The sequence below is a fragment of the Mesorhizobium album genome (assembly GCF_033977205.1).
In the GTDB taxonomy this organism is placed as follows: domain Bacteria; phylum Pseudomonadota; class Alphaproteobacteria; order Rhizobiales; family Rhizobiaceae; genus Mesorhizobium; species Mesorhizobium album.
The window spans coordinates 87171-106042 of the sequence record NZ_JAVIIW010000010.1 but is presented as its reverse complement, the minus strand read 5'-3'; the positions used below and the strand labels follow the sequence as shown (position 1 = coordinate 106042).

Genomic DNA, 18872 nt, shown 5'->3' with positions numbered 1-18872 from the left:
GATGCGGCGCCCGGCCGGCAGCGGACAACAAAAAACCGGCTTGCCTTCGCAAAGCCGGTTACAGGTTGCAAACGGCCCTTTAGCGAATTGTTTAACGTGGCTGCAAGCCGACCGGCCAAATCACCACGGGAAGTCCGGCTGCTCTTCTAGGGCCAGCGCCGCGCTTCGTCAACGGGCAGCCTCTTGGGGTTAGCATCCTGGCGCAAGCACCGGCACTCGACATTCCGGGCCATGGCCTGTATTTCCGCAGCGGCCTCGGACAGAGGCCCTCTCGACGGATTTGCGATATGAAGCAGGATCAGGCACGTCCAACGCCACGCGCTGGCATCATGGACATCGAGGCCTATGTACCGGGCAAAAGCACCGCGCCGGCAGGCGTTGCGAAGGTCTACAAGCTGTCCTCGAACGAAAACCCGCTCGGCCCGTCGCCGAAGGCGATCGAGGCCGCGCGGGACGTGGCTGCCAGGCTCGACGTCTATCCCGACGGCTCCGCCCGCCGGCTGCGCGAAGCGATCGCCGACGTGCATGGCCTCAATCCGGCGAACATCGTCTGCTCCAACGGCTCCGACGAGATCCTGGGGCTCCTGGCGCAAACCTATCTGGCGCCCGGAGACGAGGCCGTGTTCACCGAGCACGCCTTCATGGTCTACAAGATCTACATCCAGGCCGCCGGCGCCAAGCCGGTGGCGGTCAAGGAAACCGACGAGCGCGCCGACATCGATGCCATCCTCGCCGCGGTGACGCCGGCGACCCGGATCGTGTTCCTTGCCAACCCCAACAATCCGACCGGCACCTATGTGCCTTTCCAGGAGGTGCGCCGGCTGCATGCCCGCCTGCCGAAGAACGTGCTTCTGGTGCTCGACGCGGCCTATGCCGAATATGTGCGGCGCAACGATTATGAGGCCGGCGTCGAGCTGGCGGGCAGCTCCGAGAACGTGGTCATGACCCGCACCTTCTCCAAGCTCGGCCTCGGCGGCGCGCGCATCGGCTGGATGTACGGGCCGGCGCACATCGTCGATGCGATCAACCGGGTGCGCGGACCCTTCAACGTCAATGCGACCGCGATCGAAGCCGGCATCGCGGCGATCCGCGACCGTGCCCATATCGAGCGCAGCGTGGCGCATAACGAGAAATGGCTTGCCTGGGTCAGCGAGCAGTTGACCCTGCTCGGGCTGCGCGTGACGCCCAGTGTCGGCAATTTCGTGCTGATCCATTTCCCCGACGACAAAAAGCATTCGGCGGCGGCCGCGGACGATTATCTCAGCGCGCGCGGCTATATCCTGCGCCGCGTCACCGGCTACGGCTTCCCCAACGCGCTGCGCATGAGCATCGGCATCGAGGAGGCCAATCGCGGCGTTGTCGAAGCGCTGACGAATTTCCTGAAAAGCTGAAGCACCATGACATCACCGATGTTCGAAAGAATAGCGCTGGTCGGCATCGGCCTGATCGGCTCGTCGCTCGCCCGCGTCATCCGCCGCGAGGGCCTTGCCCGCCATATCGCCATCGCGACCCGCAGCCGATCGACGCTCAAGCGGGCCGAGGAACTCGGCCTCGGCGATTCCTATACGACTGACGCGAAGGAAGCTGTCCGCGACGCGGATCTGATCATCGTGTCGGTGCCGGTCGGCTCGTCCGGCGAGGTCGCCGCCGAGATCGCACCGGCGTTGAAGAAAGGCGCCATCCTCACCGATGTCGGCTCGACCAAGGCCTCGGTCATCGCACAGATTGAGCCGCATGTGCCAAAGGGCGTGCACTTCATCCCCGGCCATCCGCTGGCCGGCACGGAAAAATCCGGGCCGGATGCCGGCTTCGCCGACCTCTTCGACAACCGCTGGTGCATCTTCACGCCGCTGCCCGGAACCGATCCGGAAGCGCTGGAGAAGCTTTCCGAATTCTGGCGGCGCTGCGGCTCCAACATCGACACGATGGACCCGCAGCATCATGACATGACCTTGGCGATCGTGTCGCATTTGCCGCACATCATCGCCTACAACATCGTCGGCACCGCCGACGACCTCGAGACGGTGACGAAATCGGAAGTCATCAAATATTCGGCCTCCGGCTTCCGCGACTTCACCCGACTGGCCGCGTCCGACCCGACCATGTGGCGGGATGTGTGCCTGCACAACAAGGACGCGATTCTGGAAATGCTGGCGCGCTTCTCGGAGGATCTGGCCTCGCTGCAGAGGGCGATCCGCTGGGGCGACGGCGAGAAGCTGTTCGATCTCTTCACCCGCACGCGCGCCATCCGCCGCTCGATCATCGAGGCCGGCCAGGACATCGACGTGCCGGATTTCGGAAGACAGGCGATCGAGCACCCGGGCGCCAAGCCCTAGGCTTTTTCCTCGATCTGTTCCGATGGCGGCCAATGGGCCGCCATCATCGCCAATGTCTCGGCCCTATCCGGCGCGCCGAGCCGGCCGCCGAAGCGCAGGCATTTGAGCGCGGCGGCGGCGCTGGCGAAGCGCAGCGCCTGCTCGGGCGGCATCGCTTCGGCAAGGCCGACGGCAAAGGCGCCGTGGAAGACATCGCCGGCGGCAAGCGTGTCCACCGCCTTCACCTTCGGCGCCTCGACATGGCGCACGCGACCGGCTTCCCGGTCATGCCACCAGGTTCCGGCGGCGCCTCCCGTCACCGCGACGAAGGCGTCGGTGCGCGAGGCAAGGTCGGCACAGGTGCTTTCCGGGTCGAGCGCGTGGCCGCAGACGATGCGCGCCGCCGGTTCCGAGGCGACGATATGCGAGGCCAGCGGCAAGAGCCGCTCCAGCACCTCGACCGGCGCCGTATCGGCGTCGAGGATGGCCGGACGGCCAGCGTCACGCGCGGCCGTCAGGGCAAGTGCGGCGGCGCCAGGCCAGCGCACATCGACCAGCACCGCGTCGAAGGCGGAAAGATCGGCAAGTGGCAAGGTCTCGGGATCAGCCTGCGCTTGTCGGTCGTAGAACGGCACGATGACGCGCTCGCCATGGGCATCCACGAGGATAGCGGCCAGCGCCGAACGCGCACCGGCGACGCGGCGGATCAGGGTGCAGTCGACGCCTTCCGCCTCGATCTCGGCGATCAGCCGATCGCCGACCGCGTCGTCACCCGCGCTCGCCCAAAGCGATACGCTGGCGCCCAGGCGATGCGCGGCGCAGGCGGCGCTCGTCGCCATGCCAGAGGCGATCTGGATGCCGTCGCCGGCGATAAACTTGCCCTGATGCGTGGGAAGCGTCTCGACGCGCAGGATCGTGTCGAGGGTGAATGCGCCGACGCTGAGCAGCCTGACGGGTTCCAATATCGCAGCCCTCAATCGATCGGCTTGATCTTGCCCAGCGGGATGAAGCCGAGCGAGGCCTTGCCCTTGACGATCTTGAGCGGCATGGACGGCTCGTTGCCAAGCATCGCCAGGCCGGCAAAACCCTGCTCGATCTCGTTTTTGTGCTCGGGGATGGCGTCGGCGAGTATGGCCGCGACAGCCTTCGGGTCCTTGAGCTTGATCGTCAGGTTGGCGTCGACCAGGCCGTCGGCGTCGACCGAGACCGGTCCGGACACGGTCACGCGCGCCATTCCGGACGACAAGTCGAGCTTTGCGATGTCGGCCGACTGGCCGCGCAGGCTTTTCGGCGGCGCCGCGATCAGCGCGACACCGTTCTTCAGCGTCGCCTCGCCGCTGCCGTCCAGCGCAGGAAGCGCGCGTCCGCCGATCGCGTCGGCGTCGATCTCGAGATCGCTGAAGCTGCCGGCATAGGTGACATCCTGGCCTTTCGGTTCCAACTGTCCGGCCGCCTTTGCTGCGTAGAACAGTTCGGCCGGGTCCGAATCATCGGCCGGGTCGGTCTGGCCGGACAGTCCTTCAGCCTGCAGTGAGACGCGCCGCGGCAAGGGCCAGGACAGGTTGACCGTCGCATGCAGCTTGTCCCAGTCAATCCACAGCGGCAGCATTCCCGGCGCAGAGGTTCGGAGCGGGCCCCGCACATCGGCCACCGGCGACAAAGGCTGCGTGATCCCTGCGACGGCGTTGAGGCTGCCGGTGGAGGCGGCGATGTTTTTGGTGTCGTCCTGATAGGCGAGGCTGTCGCAGGAAACGGCGAAGCTCAGCGGATAGCCGCTGACGGTGAGGTTGGCGCAGCTGGCGGCGATGCCTTTGGTGCCGAGCTTGGCCACCGCCTGGTCGGCCTCCGTCTTGAGGCGGCCGGCGAGGTAGAACCAGCCGGCGCTGTAGAGCGCGAACAGCACCACGATGAATGCCGCCAGCCAGAACAGCCGGCGGCGAGGTTTGCGCGATCGCTCGTCACTTGACGTCATGCTGCGGCTCTCGTTAACCCCTCATGCGGCGAGCGGGCAGTTGTTTTTGCGCACAACCAGCGGGGACAGAAGAAACACCTTACCGGTGCGATGTCTCACTCGAGTGCGATCAGGCTTGGCGATATGGGCGATTTTTGGGTTTTTGGCTATGGGTCGCTGATCTGGCGGCCGGGATTCGCACATATCGAGACGCGGCGCGCCCGTCTTTACGGCTACCGCCGGTCGCTTTGCGTCTATTCCTTCGTGCATCGCGGCACACGCGAGCGGCCGGGACTGGTGCTCGGCCTCGACCGCGGCGGCTCCTGCATCGGCCTTGCCTTCCGCGTGCCCGGCGATTTGCGGGACGAAGTGCTTTCCTATCTGCGCGAGCGCGAGCTGGTGACCAACGTCTATCTCGAACGCATGCTCGACGTCCGGCTCGACGGAAGCGGGGCGGGAGGAGACCGAACGGTCGAGGCTGTCGCCTACATCGTCGACCGCGAGCATGAGCAATATGCCGGCGGACTCGACGCCAGCCATGCCGCGGCAGTCGTTCGCGGCGCCGTCGGCCAGTCGGGGCGGAACGAGGACTATGTCCTGAGCACGCTCGAACATCTGAAAGCGCTCGGCATTCGCGACCACTGGCTGGAGCAGGTGGGGCGGCACGTCGCGCCTTCGTGACGGCCTGGCCCGATCAAAAAGCAAAACCATGCCTTTGACGTCGGCAGGGCGAGACCTAACTTATCGGCAAATTCATCCATCCCCTCCTGGGCGTCGAGCCCATCCCAGCATCACGGAGATCAGCCTTGCAGAAACGCCGTCTCGGTCGCACCGACCTTTCCATCGCGCCGCTGGTTCTTGGGGGCAACGTCTTTGGCTGGACCGCCGACGAGAAGACGTCCTTTGACCTGCTCGACCGGTTTGTCGAGGCCGGCTTCAATGCCGTTGATACCGCAGATGCCTATTCGCGCTGGGCTCCGGGCAACAAGGGCGGCGAATCCGAAATCATCATCGGCAACTGGATGAAAAGCCGCGGCAACCGCGACAAGGTCGTCGTCATCACCAAGGTCGGCTCCGACATGGGCCAAGGCAAGCGGGACCTGTCCGCGGCCTATATCGAAAAGGCGGTCGATCAGTCGCTGAAGCGGCTGCAGACCGACGTCATCGACCTCTATCTCTCGCACTGGCCGGACCCGGCAACCCCTTACGAGGAAACGCTCGGCGCCTATCAGCGCCTGCTCGAAAAGGGCAAGATACGTTATCCGGGCTGCTCCAACCTGGATGCCGGGCAATTGCGCGCGGCGCTCGACGTGGCCAGCCTGCGCAGCCTGCCTCGCTACGAGGTCCTGCAGCCCGAATACAATTTGTACGACCGTTCCTCGCTGGACGGGCCGCTGCTCGACCTCTGCAAGACGGAGGGCCTCGGGGTTATCACCTATTTCAGCCTCGCCAAGGGTTTTCTCAGCGGCAAATACCGCGGCAAGGACGATCTTGGCCAAAGCGCGCGCGGCGAAGACGTGGCCGAGTATCTCAACGAGCGCGGCATGCGCATCCTCTCCGCGCTCGATGCCGCGGCCGAGCGCCACTCGGCCAAGCAGGCGGAAGTGGCGCTCGCCTGGATCATGGCGCGGCCGGGCATCACCGCGCCGATCGCCAGCGCGACGACACCCACCCAGATGGACAGCCTGATCCGCGCTGCCTCGCTGAAACTTTCCGCCGACGACATGGCCGCGCTCGACCGCGCCAGCGACAAGCAACACGCCCTGGTGCCGTAAGTCCGCGCACGATCGTCCAAGACCATGAGGGCAGCCCCGCGATAATTCCTGTCGGATCGCGGCAGGAATTGAGGTTCGGCATGGCCGGAGGAGTTCTGTCTGGAGCGCAGCCCTGGCAGCAGATGCTGGCGCTGGTCGTGGCGGCGGCCGTCGTCATGGGCAGTCCCGGTCCGGCGACGATCAGCGTGACGGCCATCGGCGCGGCCTTCGGTCTGCGCCCTTCGCTGCGCTACACCTTAGGCGTCGTGCTCGGAACGGTCTGCGTGCTTCTGGTGGTGGCCGCCGGCATTGTCGGCATGCTCGTCTCGACGCCGGGGTTGGCGCCGGTGCTGACGGTCGCTTCAGCGGCCTACATCCTCTATCTCGCCGTCAGGATAGCCACCGCGCCGCCGCTTGGAGAACATCGAGATGCTGCGGCGCGTCCCAGTTTTCTCGGCGGCTTCATGCTCGCCGTCGCCAACCCGAAGGCCTATGTGGCGATCGGCGCGGTGTTCGCGGGTGCCTCGTCAACGGTCGACGAACTCGGGCTTTCGACCAAGCTGCTGGTGCTCGCGGCGATGATCGTTGCCATCCACGTGGCCTGGCTTCTCGCCGGAACGGTTTTCGCGCGGCTGCTGCGCGATCCGCTGGCGTCGCGGGTCATCAACCTGGTCTTCGCGGCCACGCTGGTGCTGACCACCGCCTTGGCGGCACTGCCGTGAGCGCGCGTCAGCTCTTTGCCGCAGCGCCGAGCTCCGCCAGCCGCTTTGCCGCCGACGGCGGCATGGGCGGCGGGTTCGGCGCGCGCGCGGCCTCGACCAAAAGCTCGTCGCAGGCGGCTTCCGTCTCGCCGATCAGCCGCTGCATGAATTCCTCCTTGGCGAGCCCCGGCGGGATCGGCGGCAAAAAGCGGGCCTTGATGGTGCCCGGATAGCGCATGAATTTGCGGCGGGGCCAATAGAGGCCGGCGACGTGGGCGACCGGAACGACGGGGATACCCAATTGGGTGTAGATCTCGACGATGCCGTATTTGTAGGACGGCTCGGCGCCCGGCGGGCGGCGTGTGCCTTCGGGATAGATGATGAGCTGGCGGGGATTGCGCGCCATTTCCGCCTTGGTGGCAGCCACGACCGCTTTCAGCGCCTTCGAGCGGCTGCCGCGGTCGACCGGGATCATGCGCATCTTCATGATGTACCAGCCGAAGAAGGGGATCCAGGTCAGCTCCCGCTTCAGGATGTAGAGCGGGTCGTCCAGGTAGGGGAAGAAGGCGATCGCATCCCAGAAGGACTGATGCTTGGGCGCCAGGATGAAGGATCCTTCGGGCAGGTTCTCGAGCCCCGTGATGTCGTTCTTCGTGCCGGCGATCCTGGCGTAGAGCCACATCGAGGTGCGCGACCAGAATTTCGGCACGTACCAGGCGCGGTGGCGCGGCGACAGGAAATAGTAGGGCGTCCAGAAGATCATCTGGACGATCAGGCTGAGATAGAAGGCGAGGTTGAACGCCAGCGAGCGGATAATGAGCATGCGGGAAAAAGCCCGGTGTGGAAGTGTGCGTTGGTTACACCAAGCGCGGCCAAAAAGGAAACGGCGCGGTGGTCGAACCCGTCACAGCGACCGCGCCAGCCGCTCCTTCAGGCGCGGCGCGGCGAAATCGAGAAAGGCGCGCAGTTTTACTGGCAGCAGGCCCTGGCCGGCATGCACGAGGCTGACCGGCCAAGGCGGCGGCTCGAAGGGCTCGAGCACCACGCAAAGCGTGCCCGCGCGCACGGCACTGTCCGCCTGATAGGAGAGCACCTTGGTCAGGCCGAGACCGGCGATCGCCGCATCGATTGCCGCCTCGGCGGTGTTGACCTGCAGCCGCGACCGGACCGGAACCGCGGTTTCGCTCTTGCCGGTGCCGAAGGTCCATGTCGCGGGTGCGGCCAGTCCTTCGAATGTGATGCAGTTATGGCCGGCGAGGTCCCGCGGCTCGGCCGGCGTGCCGTGCCCGGCAAGATAAGTGGGGCTCGCGCAGACGATGCGGCGGATCGAGCCGACGCGCATTGCGACCATGGCCGAATCCGGCAGCTCGCCGATGCGCACCGCAAGGTCGATATGCTCCTCGACCAACTGGGTGACCCGGTCGGACAGCGTCAGGCGGATGTCGACATCTGGGTAGGCGGCAAGGAAATCGGTGACCACGGGCAGCACATGCAGGCGGCCGAAGACGACCGGCGCGGTGACGGTCAGTTCGCCGGTCGGGCTCATATATTCGCCGGCGGCGGCGCGCTCGACCTCGCTCACCTCGCCGAGGATGCGGCGGCAGGCGGCCAGGTAGGACTGGCCGGCATCGGTCAGCGTCAGGCGGCGCGTCGAGCGGTTGAGCAGGCGCGTCTTGAGGTGTTTCTCCAGGTCCGAAAGCCTGCGGCTGACGGTCGCCAGCGGTATGCCGGCACGCCGCGCGGCGGCAGAAAGGCTGCCGGCCTCCACCGTGGCGACGAACAGGGACATGGCGTCGAGGCGATCCATTTGTTTCTTCCAAAAAATGGAAGGACAGATTGCAAACATGCGCCCTACATCCGTCTTTTGGAAGAGGTTATTTCTGGTGGCAGGTTCTGCGAGGAGTGCCGTCATGAACGCCTTCACCAGCGACGTTGCCTTCACGCCCACCGTCAAGGCGATCCAGTCCCGCAAGGGATCGCGGGAGTCCTATGCTCGCGTCGAACAGCGCGGCGGCTGGCGGGCTGCGATCACGCCTGATCTCGCCGCTTTCATCGAGGCGCAGACCAGCGTGTTCCTGGCGACTGCCAACAGCCAAGGACAACCCTATATCCAGCATCGCGGCGGCCCGGCCGGCTTCCTCAAGGTGCTGGACGAGCACACGATCGGCTTTGCAGATTTCTCAGGCAACCGGCAGTTCATCACGCAAGGCAATCTTGCCGACAATGCCCAAGCCTTCCTGTTCCTGATCGACTACACGCATAGGCAGCGCATCAAGATCTGGGGTAAGGCGCGCGTCGTCGAGGACGATGCGGCACTGACGGCGAGCCTGATGCCGGCCAGCTACAAGGCGCGGCCGGAGCAGGCGATCCTGTTCACCGTCACCGCCTGGGACGCCAATTGTCCGCAGCATATTCCGCAGCGATTCGAAGCGGCGGACGTGGCCGCGGCACTTGCCGAGCGCGATCGGCGCATTGCAAGCCTCGAGCAGGAGATCGCGCGCCTGCGTGGAGTTGCGGCTACGGGATGACCCGGCCCGGTTGCTTGTCGCTGTTGGCCACCGAGGCTTCCGCGAGCGTGACGCCTTCTGCGGTCGGCCGCAGCGGAACGATGCCGCGCACCAGCGCCAGCACATATTTGCTGTATTCGGTGAGCAGCACGCGCAGCGCTTCCGGCTTGGTCAGCCAGCCACCGTTGCCGAGATTGGTGTTGACCACCGGATACGGTTCGAGCCGCGCGCCATGCAGCAGCCGGCTCATCTCCAGCAGGCTGCGCGGCATGTGGTAATTGTTGGTGACGAGGATGATGCTGCCATAGGCGTGCCTTTCCACCCATTTGGCGCTTTCCTCGGCATTGCCGATGGTGTCGAGCGCGGCGCGGTCGATGTCGACGCAGCAAGAGAACAACTGCTTGTCGCCGCCCATGGCCGCCTGCAGCTGGCGGCGGCTGGCCGAAGGGTGAACGCCGCTGATCAAGAGCCGCTCGCCCTTGCCGGACGCGAGCAGTTCCATGGCGGCGTCGAGCCGGGACTGGCCGCCGGTGAGCACGATGATGGCGTCGGCCCTTTCCGGATTGAGCGGCGTGGTCATGTGGCTGACCTTGTCGGCAAACCATCCGAAGCCGCCGGCAAAAAGCGCCAGCAGGGCAAGCAAGAAGAAACCTGAGATGCGCAGCGCGAACCTGAGACGACCGCGCCTCGCGGGTGCGGCGGCGCGTGCAAGCCCCGCTGGCATCCGTCCAGCCGTCCTGGTCGAGTCCCTCGCGTCCATCATCCCCAGGTTAATCCTGAAAACATCCTATGGTTAACTCTGAAATGCGGTCTTTCATAGATAAGGCGGCGCACATTGCGTTACGGCAGCTGCTCGGTCCGTGATCGTTTTCCTTCCTGAATATAACGGTTTACCGGTTTTCATTTCGTCCCACGGGATCGCGTCATGATCAGCCCGACTCCGGCTGGCGGATGTCGATATCGCTGAGGTAGGCGACGACGGTCGCATGCGAGGTTGCCGCCGTCAGCGCGCCGATCACCAGCACCATCAGGCCGACGCCGAAATAGCCCGTGGAGCCGATGGCGAAATTGCCGAACAGCGCGGTCGCCTGGTCGGCCTGCGGCGTCGCCATGTTGCGCGACGACCACCAGGAAAAGACGATGAACACGGCAATCGCCGCCGCACCGCCGGCGGCAGCGCCCTTCATGCCGGTGACCAGGAAATGCCAGCGGAATTCGCGCGCGATAAAGCGGGCCTCCGCGCCGACGAAATGCAGCACTTCGATGATGTGGCCATTGCCGGCCATGGCGCCGCGCGTGGCGAACACCACCGTCAGCACCGTTGCCGACAATATCAGCGCCAGCACGGCAAAGCCGATCGTCACCGTCGTATGCGCCATGGCGACCAGCCGGTCGACCCAGGTGCGGTGGTCGTCGAGTGCTGCGCTCGGCAGCTTGGGCGTGATGGCGGCGCGCATGGCGGCAAAGTCGGGCGGACTGGCCTCGTCGATGGTGACGACGATGAGGCGCGGCACCGGCAATTCGTCGATGTTGAGGCCGCTGCCCAGCCACGGCTCGAGCAGACGCGCCGTCGCATCGCGATCGATGATCCTGGTGCCCTTCACGCCGGGAAACTCGCTGGCGATATCGGAGGCCTGCGCAAGCGCTGCCTCCATGTCGAGACCGTCGGCCGGCTTGATCTGGATCGTCGCCTCGCGCGAGATCTGGTTCTCCCAGACCGAAGCCGTATCGCGCACCAGTGTCACGGCGCCGAAGGTCAGGCAGGAGAGAAACGTCATGATGGCGATGACCAGCACCAGCGCCCGGCCGGCGATGTTCTGCGCCGGCACGATCGGCGCCATCTTGCGCTGGACGCGCCTCGCCGTCGGCGTCGTCTCGACGGCTTCGTCGTGCAGGTGATCGGCCGAAAGGTCAGTCATAGACGTCCAGCCTTCCGCCGGCGAGGATCATGCGCCGCGCATCGACCTGTTCCATCAGGCCGAGATCGTGGGTGGCGATCACCACGGCGGTGCCCAGCCGGTTGAGCTCGATGAAAAGCCTCAGCAGCCGGCGCGCCAGCGGCGGATCGACATTGCCGGTCGGCTCGTCGGCAAGCAGAATCTCCGGCTGCTCGATCAGGGCGCGGGCGATCGCGGCGCGCTGCTTCTCGCCGCCGGAAAGCACCGGCGGCAGCACATGCATGCGGTCGCCGAGGCCGACCCATTTCAAAAGCTCGGTGACGTCGGTGCGATAGCCTGCCTCCTCGCGCCCGCGCACGCGCAAGGGCAGCGCCACATTCTCGTAGGTGGTCATATGATCGAGCAGGCGAAAATCCTGGAACACCACGCCGATGCGGCGCCTGAGCAGCGGCAGTTCGCTGCGCGAGATGCGCGAGCGATCCTTGCCGAAAATGGTGATCAGTCCGCGCGTCGGCTTCAGCGACATGAAGAGAAGACGCAGCAAGGTGGTCTTGCCGGCGCCCGAGGGACCGCTCAGGAACTGAAAGGAGCGCTCCGGAATGTGCAGGGAGATGTCGCGGAGAATCTCCGGACCCATGCCATAACGGAGGCCGACATTTTCGAAGCGGATCACGTGCGGCGACCTGAAACCTTGGGCGGCGTCCTGCCAGCCTGTTCTCTACCAAGACCATCGGCCGGCATGGTTAATGGTCGGTTAATTTCTGCTCGTTTTCGACGTTTCACAGCGGTTCCGGTGGGGAAGCGTTAACCATTTGCGTTTACCCAAAAGCAACGAAGATTGCACGGGGCCGTAATGGCTGAGGATCGAACCGCGCGCCTTGTTTCCGGCGAAATCATGACCGGCACGGCGGCAAATACAGTGCCGGAGCGCGTCATGTTCGACGCGCCGGCCGATATCGTCGATGCCGACTATGTGGTGATGCCGCGCTCCGCGGGACGTTCGGAACCGGCGGCCTCGCCGCCACCGCCGCAAAAGCCCTCGACGCCATCCATCGAAGGCATGGGCATGCTGCGGAGACCAGAGGCGGCGCCCGCGGGGCCGGCCTCGCGCGGCGGGCCGATCTTCTGGACCGCCGGAGTGGGCGCGGCACTGGTCGCTTTCTGGGTGTCGGGCGGACATGCCCTTGTGCGACAGAGTCCGTTTTGGACAAGTTCGCCGCCGGCAAGCGCGTTCAGCATTTCTGGTGTGACGTCGCGCGTCGACGCATCGGGGCTGAAGCCAATGCTGTTCGTCGACGGCGAGGCCGCCAATGACGGCGCAAGCGCGGCATCGCTGCCGCCGCTCGAGATCCGCGTCACCGACAATGCCAGCAACGTCATCCGCTACAGGCTGGGGACATCCAACCGCTCGCTCGCGCCCGGCGAAAGATTCGGCTTTTCCAGCCGCCTCGATGTGCCTAGAAACGGGGTGAGGGCCGTATCGGTCACCTTCGCCGGCTAGGTGTGTCGATATTCAGGTGAGGCCGGCTCTGCAATAGCGGCTTCCTGCGCTTCCGGCCTTCGCCGGCCGAAGCACTCGCGAGTGGCGTGGCAGTTGAATTAAGGCTACGGCCGGCGTAGGCCGGTGCTAACGTACCCAAAAGTGCGCTCCGCTCCGGTTCTTGGAACCCACTATTTTCGGCTCGGCCTGACCTGAATCTCGACTCACCTGAACCAATCGATGATACAGGCGATTTTGAAGGAAAAAAGTATGCCAGTTGTGCGCGGCAAGGATATCGAGGTCCTGTTTTCGGCGTCGGCGATTGCCCGCCGCAATCTCGAACTCGCCAAGGAGATCGCCGGGCGCGACTATCATGACCTTCTGGTGATCTCGATCCTGAAGGGCTCGTTCGTCTTCGCCGCCGATCTCATCCGCGCCCTGCACGATGTCGGCCTGTCGCCCGAGGTCGAGTTCATCTTCATCTCCAGCTACGGCGCCGGCACCACCAGCGGCGAGGTCAAGGTGCTGCGTGACATCGACAATGAGGTCGCCGGCCGCGACGTGCTGTTGATCGACGACATCCTGGAATCCGGCAAGACGCTTTCCTTCACCCGCGACCTCATGCTGTCACGCGGCGCCCGAAGCTGCGCCGTCGCGGTGCTGCTTGACAAACGCATGCGCCGCCAGACCACGCTCAACGCCGACTATGTCGGCTTCGACTGCCCCGACTATTTCGTCGTCGGCTACGGCATGGACGTGGCGCATGCGTTCCGGGAACTGCCGTTCGTCGGTGTGGTCACAGGCGACGCCTGAGGCCGGGTCGAAAAGGCTGCGCCGACGTTTCAAATTTTCAGAAAAAGTCAACGTTTCCCCGCCATGTATCTCGGCATGGCAAAGCTTCTGATCGTCGAGGACGATGAGTCCGTCCGCACTCTCGCCGCCCGCGCGCTGGAGCGCGATGGGCATAGCATCACCGTCGCCGCCGACGGCGCGCAAGGGTTGGCGCTGATCCAGCAGAACCGCGGCGGGTATGACCTCGTGGTTTCCGATATCCGCATGCCGGAGATGGACGGCATCGAGATGGCGACGGCGGCGGCAAGACAGTTCCCGGCGATGAAGATCATGCTGATAACCGGCTATGCCGATCAGCGCGAGCGCGCCGAGGAATTGAACGGCATCATCCTTGATGTCGTGCAGAAACCCTTCACGCTTGCCGAAATCCGCGCCCGCGTCGGCCGCGCGCTCAGCTGCTTCGCCTGATCGCCTGTTCGTCTCGCACGCAAATCCCGGACGGAAACCGCCAAGCACTTCCTGGAATTGCCTAAAGCGTGTCGCGATCTTTCAGATTCGCTCCATGCGCTTTAGGTTTTTGATTTTACGCATGTCTTTATCCCGAAACCGGTTCCCGCTTTCGGGAGACATGCTTTAGGCCGCGTCGCCGGTCGGGGCGAACGCAGGCAGCGCGCCTCGGCGGCGCTCGCCGTTGAGCGCGAGCAGGCCGGCGCCGATGATCAGCGCCGCGCCAAGCACTGTCGTTGCGCGCGGAACCTCGGCGAAGAACAGGAAGCCCCAGAGCGGCGACCAGAGGATGCCGGTATATTCGAAGGTGGCGACGCGGTTGGCGGGCGCCATCCGGTAAGCCTGCGACAAGAGGATCATACCGGCGGAAGCGACGAAGCCGCAGGCCGCCATCTTGAGGAAGTCCGGCATGGTTGGCCACACCCATGGCCGCACCAGGAAGTCGAGGCTCGGATGGCCCGCGTGGGTGATGCCTGCAAGATGAAATACAGCGGCGACCGCTACAGCGCCGGTGAGATAGGCGCCGTTCTGGTAGAAGGCCATGACGGTGGAGGATTCGGTATCGCCGATCCGGCGCGCCATCAGCTGCGAGAAGCCGTAGAGGAAGGCCGAGCCGAGCGACAGGAGTGCCGCCCAATCGAGCAATCCGGCACCCGGACGCAGCATCACGATCACTCCGACAAGACCGATGAGCACCGTCGCAAACGTCCGCCAGGAGACGCGCTCGCCGAGATAGGGGCCGGCGAGCGCCATGATGAAGAGCGGCGCCATGAAATAGAGCGCTATCGCGTCGGCCAGCGACAAGGCGGCGATCGCCAGGTAGTAGACCGTGTAGGACGAGAACTGGATGAAGGCGCGCAGCGTCAGCAAGCCCGCTCGCTTCGACAGTAGCGCCTTCAGGCCGACATCGGCATGCACGATCGCGATCAGGATCGGCAGCGCGACGATGGCGCGGATCGCCATCACTTCCGTTACCGGATAGCCGCCCGAGACCGCCTTCACCAGCGGGTCCTGCAGCGAAAACACCAGAACGCCGAGGCAGAGGCTCAAGACGCCAAGCACCATCCGGTTCTGCATGTTCGTTCCAGCGAAAAAGAGCCCGCCACCGTTTTCGGGCAGCGGGCACGAGTGAGGACTCTTTGAAATTGGTCCGCGGCCGATTTGGCGGCCGCATATCCAATGGGAGAGGCGACTATCCCGCGGTGTTTGACATGTTGCAAACGAATTGGAATGATGCCAGCAATCAAAAATTCTTATGGCGATATTCCATGAAGCCCACCCTCGACAGCGACCTCCTACGCACTTTCGTGGCGGTGGCGGAGACGGGAAATTTCACCAAGGCGGCCGAGAAGGCCGGACGCACCCAATCGGCCGTCTCCATGCAGATGAAGAAGCTGGAGGAGATGGTCGGCGACAGCCTGTTCGAGCGCGGCTCGCGCGGCGTGGCGCTGACGCGGCGCGGCGGCGAGCTCATCGCCAATGCCCGCCGCATCGTGACGCTGCTCGACGAGACGGCGGCATCGCTGGTGGCGCCGCCGCTCGGCGGGCTGGTGCGCATCGGCATACCTGCCGAATACGGCCGCTCGATCCTGTCGCGGGCGCTCGGCGAATTCGCCAAGCGTCATCCGCGTGTGGAGGTCACCGTGCGCTACGCCCATTCGGCCTCGCAGGTGAAGGCGCTGGCGGCGGGCGAGCTCGATCTCGCGGTGGTCTTCGAGTGGGAGGGCTTTTCCGGCGGCGAGGTGCTGATGCACGACCCGACGGTCTGGGTGACATCGATGCTGCATCACATGCATGAGGAGCGGCCGGTGCCGATCGCGCTCTACAGCCGCGACGGCTGGTGCCGCGACTTCGCGATCAAATCGCTACAGCAGCGCGGCCTTGACTATCGCGTGGCCTATACCAGCGACACGAATGGCGGCCTGACGCTGGCGGTCACCTCGGGGCTGGCGATCGCGCCGATCTCGCGCAGCAACATCCCGCCCGACTGCCGCGAGCTGACCGCCGCCGACGGTTTCGGCGACATCGATTCCTCCAATGTGGTGCTGCATCGCAATCCGCTGGCGACCGGCGAAGCGATCGACGGCATGGAGAACGCCATTCGCGAAGCTTTCATGCTGACCAGGCAGGCCGCGCCGGCAGCCTAATGCATGTCGCCCAAAAGTGCGCAGCGGTTTTGGGAGAACGACATGCATCAAAACAAGGACTTAAAGCGCGTCGCCCGACTCCGTTTCATCGCGACGCGCTTTAAACGACATCGCGTCCTCCGGCACTGCTCAGAGGCAAGGCCGAGCGCCGTCATATCTGGCCGAAGAACTCTGGGCCGAAGAACCCTGGGGGAGTGAACTATTTCAGCTCCAGCAGCCGTTCGAGGTAGCTGCGCTCGATATCGGGGCTCAGCGCGTTGCCGAGGCGCTTGCGGATCGCGTCCAGGATCTGGCGGGCGCGCTGCACGTCGATCTCATCCGGCACCTTGACCGAGCTGCCGTCGTCGGGACCCTTGGTGGCGCGCGGCCTGCCGAGCGGATCGCGGTCGGCGTCCTGCTGGCGTCCGCCCTGATCGCTGCCGCCCTGGTCGCCCTGCATGGCCTGCATCTGCTTCATCATGTCCTTGGCGCCGCGGCGCAGCGCATCCAGCGCACGGCCCTGGTGGCCGACCGCCTGGTCGCCTTCGTTTTCGCCAAGCGCCTGTTCGGCATCGCCCATCGATTTGCCGGCCTCGCCGAAGCCTTCGTTGGGCTGCATGCCCATGCCTTCAAGACCCTTCCTCAGCTTGTCGAGCTCGCTCTGCAGCTGGCCTTGGCCCTCCTGCAGCTGCTTCATGGCGTCCGAGAATTCCTGCGGCGTCATCGGCTTTTGCTGGCGGCCGTCGCCGGGACCCGGCTTCTGCCCCTCTTGCGGTTGGCCCTGCTGGCCTTCCTCGCCGAGCTGCTCGTCGCGATTTGCGCCGCGCTGCCGCTCGCCACGCTGCATCTGATCAAGGCGGAAGGTGTCGTTCATCATCTCCTGCTGGCGCCGCATGATCTCGCCCAGCTTGTCCATCTGCTGGCGCATCTCGCTGTCCTGCTCGCCACCCTGTTGCTGGCGGCCGGCCTGCAGGTTGTTCATCATGTCCTGCAGTTCCGACAGGAGCTGCTGGGCGCGGTCGCGGTCGCCGGATTTGGCGAGGTTCTCGATCTCGTCCATCATCCGGTTGATGTCGCTCTGGCGCAGCTCCCTGCCGTTTTGCTGCATCTGCGGCGCGTTCGGGTTCTGCTGGGCGCGCTGGGCGAATTCCTGCAGGAACTGGTTCATCGCCTCGCGCAGTTCCTTCATCGCCTTGTTGATCTCTTCGTCGCTGGCGCCGTTCTTGATGGCGTCCTGCAGCGCCTGCTGCGCCTGGCGCAGCCGCCTCTCGGCGGCCGACAGATTGCCGTCCTCGATGCCGAGCGCGATCTCCCACAGATAGGACACCTCGTTGCGCATCTGGTCGTCGTTGCCTGCGAGCTTCAGCCGGCTCCTCGCGCTCATGATCGCGAGGTAATGCGACATGTTGTCGAAGGTGTCCTCCGGGCGCAGCGTGATCGCGTCCATCAGGTCGAGCACGCGCCGCTTGGCATTGGTGTCGAGTGCCAGCAGCCGGCGCTGCTCGATTACGGCGCGGGCGAGCGGATTGGAGAAGGGCCGCTCCGGCATGACGAGCGTCTTGGTTTCGCTGCCGGCGGTATGGCCAGCATCGTCGGTGGCGGTCAGCGTCAGCTTGACGGTGCTGCCGGCCCAGACATGCTCAGTCAGATCCTTGGTCGTCTTGGCGGCGTTCGCCTTGCCGCCGCGGCGCGGCAGCGTCAGCGGCATGTCGGGGGGCCCGTAGAGCGGATGGGCATTGGCCGGCGGCGGATCGGACAGTGCGAAGACGGCCTTGGCGGAGGCGGCGCCATAGTCGTCGTCGATCTGGTAGTTGAGCTCGATGGCGCCGTTGACGGCGCGCTTCGGTTCGCCGACGAAGCGGATCGTCGGCGCCTTGTCCGGGATGATGGCGAAGGCCCAGTGGCCGAGATCGTCGTCACCGGACTTCAGCGTCAGCATGCCGTCGTTGTTCAGCTTGCCGGAGAACTGGCGCACCTTCGGCGCCTCCTGGCCGGCAGTGGGTGTGAGGCCTTTAGGCGCTGCGGGCTCGATGGCGCGGGCATTGCCGCTCGGATCGGCATAGCTCAGCGTTTCCTCGCCGGAGCCGCCGGTGACGCGCAGCGACACATCGCTGCCTTGCGGGACGCTGAAGGTTTGCGCGGCCTGATGGGCGTCGGCGGTCAGGAACAGGGGCGGCCTGCCGGTATAGGCGGGTGGCGTCACCCAAGCATCGATGCGGGGCGGCACGACATCATGCGCGGCGCGGGCGACGAAGCCGTCGGCGATCCTGCCGCCGAAAGGCCCGAAGGAGAAGGCAAAGGCGGTAACGAAGAGCAGCCCCACCAAGGCACGCAGCCCCCAGCGGTCGTAATCCGGCACGCGTGTGCGCGGCCTGTCGGCGCTTAGGCTGGAGAGCCGCTCCGCCATGCGCTTCTGGTGCTCGCGCCACAGCGCCTGCGAGAACAGGCTCTCGGCGCCGCTCGGCCGGTCGGTCTGCACCTGCACGGGGCTGTGCTGCAGCTCGTTCGCCGCCTCGATACGCCGGTCGACCTCGGCGGCGGAAGGAATGCGGAAGAAGCGCAGCGGATAGAGCGCGGCCAGCGCCGAGACGGCAAAGAGGATCAGGAGACCGATCCGCGCGGGATCCGGCAGGCGCTGGAACAGGCCCAACCATAAGACGCTGAGGAACAAGCCGGCGACAACTGCCAGCGGCAGCAGCAACGGCCAGCCACGCTCGAAGATCATCGAGGTTCGCGTCGCCAGCCGGCTGAGCGCCAGACGCCCGGCCAGACCGCGTTCGCTGGAAGTGGGTCGTTCCGTCATCGGCCCTTCCTGCCCGGGCAGGATAGCCCGGACCTCAT

At 65.3% G+C, this 18872-nt stretch carries 19 protein-coding genes and 1 riboswitch; of the genes, 10 read left to right on the top strand and 9 right to left on the bottom strand.

The genetic code is table 11. The features are described from left to right. Positions 1 to 59: 59 nt before the first annotated feature. A riboswitch (SAM riboswitch) is annotated at positions 60 to 137 on the bottom strand. A gap of 141 nt (positions 138 to 278) precedes the next feature. Both hisC and RFN28_RS11110 read left to right on the top strand, forming a co-directional pair. Further along, on the top strand, positions 279 to 1391 hold the full coding sequence (gene hisC / locus RFN28_RS11115) for a histidinol-phosphate transaminase (protein WP_502572785.1): 1113 nt from the start codon (positions 279 to 281) through the stop codon (positions 1389 to 1391). 6 nt (positions 1392 to 1397) lie between these two features. Further along, positions 1398 to 2336 carry a prephenate/arogenate dehydrogenase family protein gene (locus RFN28_RS11110; protein WP_320287383.1) on the top strand — a complete coding sequence of 313 codons (939 nt, stop codon included), beginning with the start codon at positions 1398 to 1400 and terminating at the stop codon, positions 2334 to 2336. Here RFN28_RS11110 and RFN28_RS11105 read toward each other — a convergent pair. Both RFN28_RS11105 and RFN28_RS11100 read right to left on the bottom strand, forming a co-directional pair. Beyond that, positions 2333 to 3280, bottom strand: a complete 948-nt coding sequence (locus RFN28_RS11105; RefSeq protein ID WP_320287440.1) for a sugar kinase — start codon at positions 3278 to 3280, stop codon at positions 2333 to 2335. The genes RFN28_RS11110 and RFN28_RS11105 overlap by 4 nt on opposite strands. A gap of 8 nt (positions 3281 to 3288) precedes the next feature. Next, on the bottom strand, positions 3289 to 4287 hold the full coding sequence (locus RFN28_RS11100) for a DUF2125 domain-containing protein (RefSeq protein WP_320287382.1): 999 nt from the start codon (positions 4285 to 4287) through the stop codon (positions 3289 to 3291). Positions 4288 to 4410: 123 nt separating this feature from the next. On the opposite strand from RFN28_RS11100, the gene RFN28_RS11095 reads away from it, so the two are divergent. The 3 genes from RFN28_RS11095 (at position 4411) to RFN28_RS11085 (ending at position 6742) form a co-directional block, all read left to right on the top strand. Then, positions 4411 to 4947, top strand: a complete 537-nt coding sequence (locus RFN28_RS11095) for a gamma-glutamylcyclotransferase (RefSeq protein ID WP_320287381.1) — start codon at positions 4411 to 4413, stop codon at positions 4945 to 4947. Positions 4948 to 5072: 125 nt separating this feature from the next. Next, on the top strand, positions 5073 to 6041 hold the full coding sequence (locus tag RFN28_RS11090) for an aldo/keto reductase (protein ID WP_320287380.1): 969 nt from the start codon (positions 5073 to 5075) through the stop codon (positions 6039 to 6041). A gap of 80 nt (positions 6042 to 6121) precedes the next feature. Beyond that, positions 6122 to 6742, top strand: coding sequence for a LysE family translocator (locus RFN28_RS11085; protein ID WP_320287379.1), 621 nt, complete (start codon positions 6122 to 6124; stop codon positions 6740 to 6742). Between the two features lie 7 nt (positions 6743 to 6749). Here RFN28_RS11085 and RFN28_RS11080 read toward each other — a convergent pair whose 3' ends face one another. Both RFN28_RS11080 and RFN28_RS11075 read right to left on the bottom strand, forming a co-directional pair. Then, positions 6750 to 7544, bottom strand: coding sequence for a lysophospholipid acyltransferase family protein (locus tag RFN28_RS11080; protein ID WP_320287378.1), 795 nt, complete (start codon positions 7542 to 7544; stop codon positions 6750 to 6752). Between the two features lie 81 nt (positions 7545 to 7625). After that, a complete protein-coding gene (locus RFN28_RS11075; RefSeq protein ID WP_320287377.1) occupies positions 7626 to 8528 on the bottom strand; it encodes a LysR family transcriptional regulator in 903 nt (300 codons plus the stop codon). Between the two features lie 103 nt (positions 8529 to 8631). On the opposite strand from RFN28_RS11075, the gene RFN28_RS11070 reads away from it, so the two are divergent. After that, positions 8632 to 9249 carry a pyridoxamine 5'-phosphate oxidase family protein gene (locus RFN28_RS11070; protein WP_320287376.1) on the top strand — a complete coding sequence of 206 codons (618 nt, stop codon included), beginning with the start codon at positions 8632 to 8634 and terminating at the stop codon, positions 9247 to 9249. Here the strand turns inward: RFN28_RS11070 and RFN28_RS11065 are convergent. From RFN28_RS11065 to ftsE, 3 genes are all read right to left on the bottom strand, one after another. Further along, complete coding sequence (locus RFN28_RS11065; protein WP_320287375.1) at positions 9239 to 9952, bottom strand: YdcF family protein; 714 nt, start codon at positions 9950 to 9952, stop codon at positions 9239 to 9241. The genes RFN28_RS11070 and RFN28_RS11065 overlap by 11 nt on opposite strands. A gap of 205 nt (positions 9953 to 10157) precedes the next feature. Next, positions 10158 to 11147 carry a cell division protein FtsX gene (locus RFN28_RS11060; protein ID WP_320287374.1) on the bottom strand — a complete coding sequence of 330 codons (990 nt, stop codon included), beginning with the start codon at positions 11145 to 11147 and terminating at the stop codon, positions 10158 to 10160. Beyond that, the gene (gene ftsE / locus RFN28_RS11055) at positions 11140 to 11799 is read right to left on the bottom strand and encodes a cell division ATP-binding protein FtsE (protein WP_095816884.1); all 660 of its coding nucleotides are present in this window, start codon (positions 11797 to 11799) and stop codon (positions 11140 to 11142) included. The genes RFN28_RS11060 and ftsE overlap by 8 nt, the downstream gene beginning before the upstream one ends. A gap of 180 nt (positions 11800 to 11979) precedes the next feature. On the opposite strand from ftsE, the gene RFN28_RS11050 reads away from it, so the two are divergent. The 3 genes from RFN28_RS11050 to RFN28_RS11040 all read left to right on the top strand — a co-directional run bounded on the left by RFN28_RS11050 (position 11980) and on the right by RFN28_RS11040 (position 13866). Continuing rightward, positions 11980 to 12627, top strand: coding sequence for a hypothetical protein (locus RFN28_RS11050; RefSeq protein ID WP_320287372.1), 648 nt, complete (start codon positions 11980 to 11982; stop codon positions 12625 to 12627). A gap of 249 nt (positions 12628 to 12876) precedes the next feature. Beyond that, entirely contained in the window at positions 12877 to 13419 is a 543-nt protein-coding gene (gene hpt / locus RFN28_RS11045; protein WP_320287371.1) for a hypoxanthine phosphoribosyltransferase, read from the top strand. 75 nt (positions 13420 to 13494) lie between these two features. Then, the gene (locus RFN28_RS11040) at positions 13495 to 13866 is read left to right on the top strand and encodes a response regulator (RefSeq protein ID WP_320287370.1); all 372 of its coding nucleotides are present in this window, start codon (positions 13495 to 13497) and stop codon (positions 13864 to 13866) included. 165 nt (positions 13867 to 14031) lie between these two features. Here the strand turns inward: RFN28_RS11040 and RFN28_RS11035 are convergent, their stop codons facing one another. Continuing rightward, positions 14032 to 14982 (bottom strand): DMT family transporter, encoded by a 951-nt coding sequence (locus tag RFN28_RS11035; protein WP_320287369.1) that lies wholly within the window; start codon positions 14980 to 14982, stop codon positions 14032 to 14034. 191 nt (positions 14983 to 15173) lie between these two features. Between RFN28_RS11035 and RFN28_RS11030 the strand changes: the two genes are divergently transcribed. After that, complete coding sequence (locus tag RFN28_RS11030) at positions 15174 to 16052, top strand: LysR substrate-binding domain-containing protein (protein ID WP_320287368.1); 879 nt, start codon at positions 15174 to 15176, stop codon at positions 16050 to 16052. Between the two features lie 199 nt (positions 16053 to 16251). Here RFN28_RS11030 and RFN28_RS11025 read toward each other — a convergent pair whose 3' ends face one another. After that, positions 16252 to 18834 (bottom strand): TIGR02302 family protein, encoded by a 2583-nt coding sequence (locus tag RFN28_RS11025; protein WP_320287367.1) that lies wholly within the window; start codon positions 18832 to 18834, stop codon positions 16252 to 16254. Positions 18835 to 18872 lie beyond the last annotated feature (38 nt).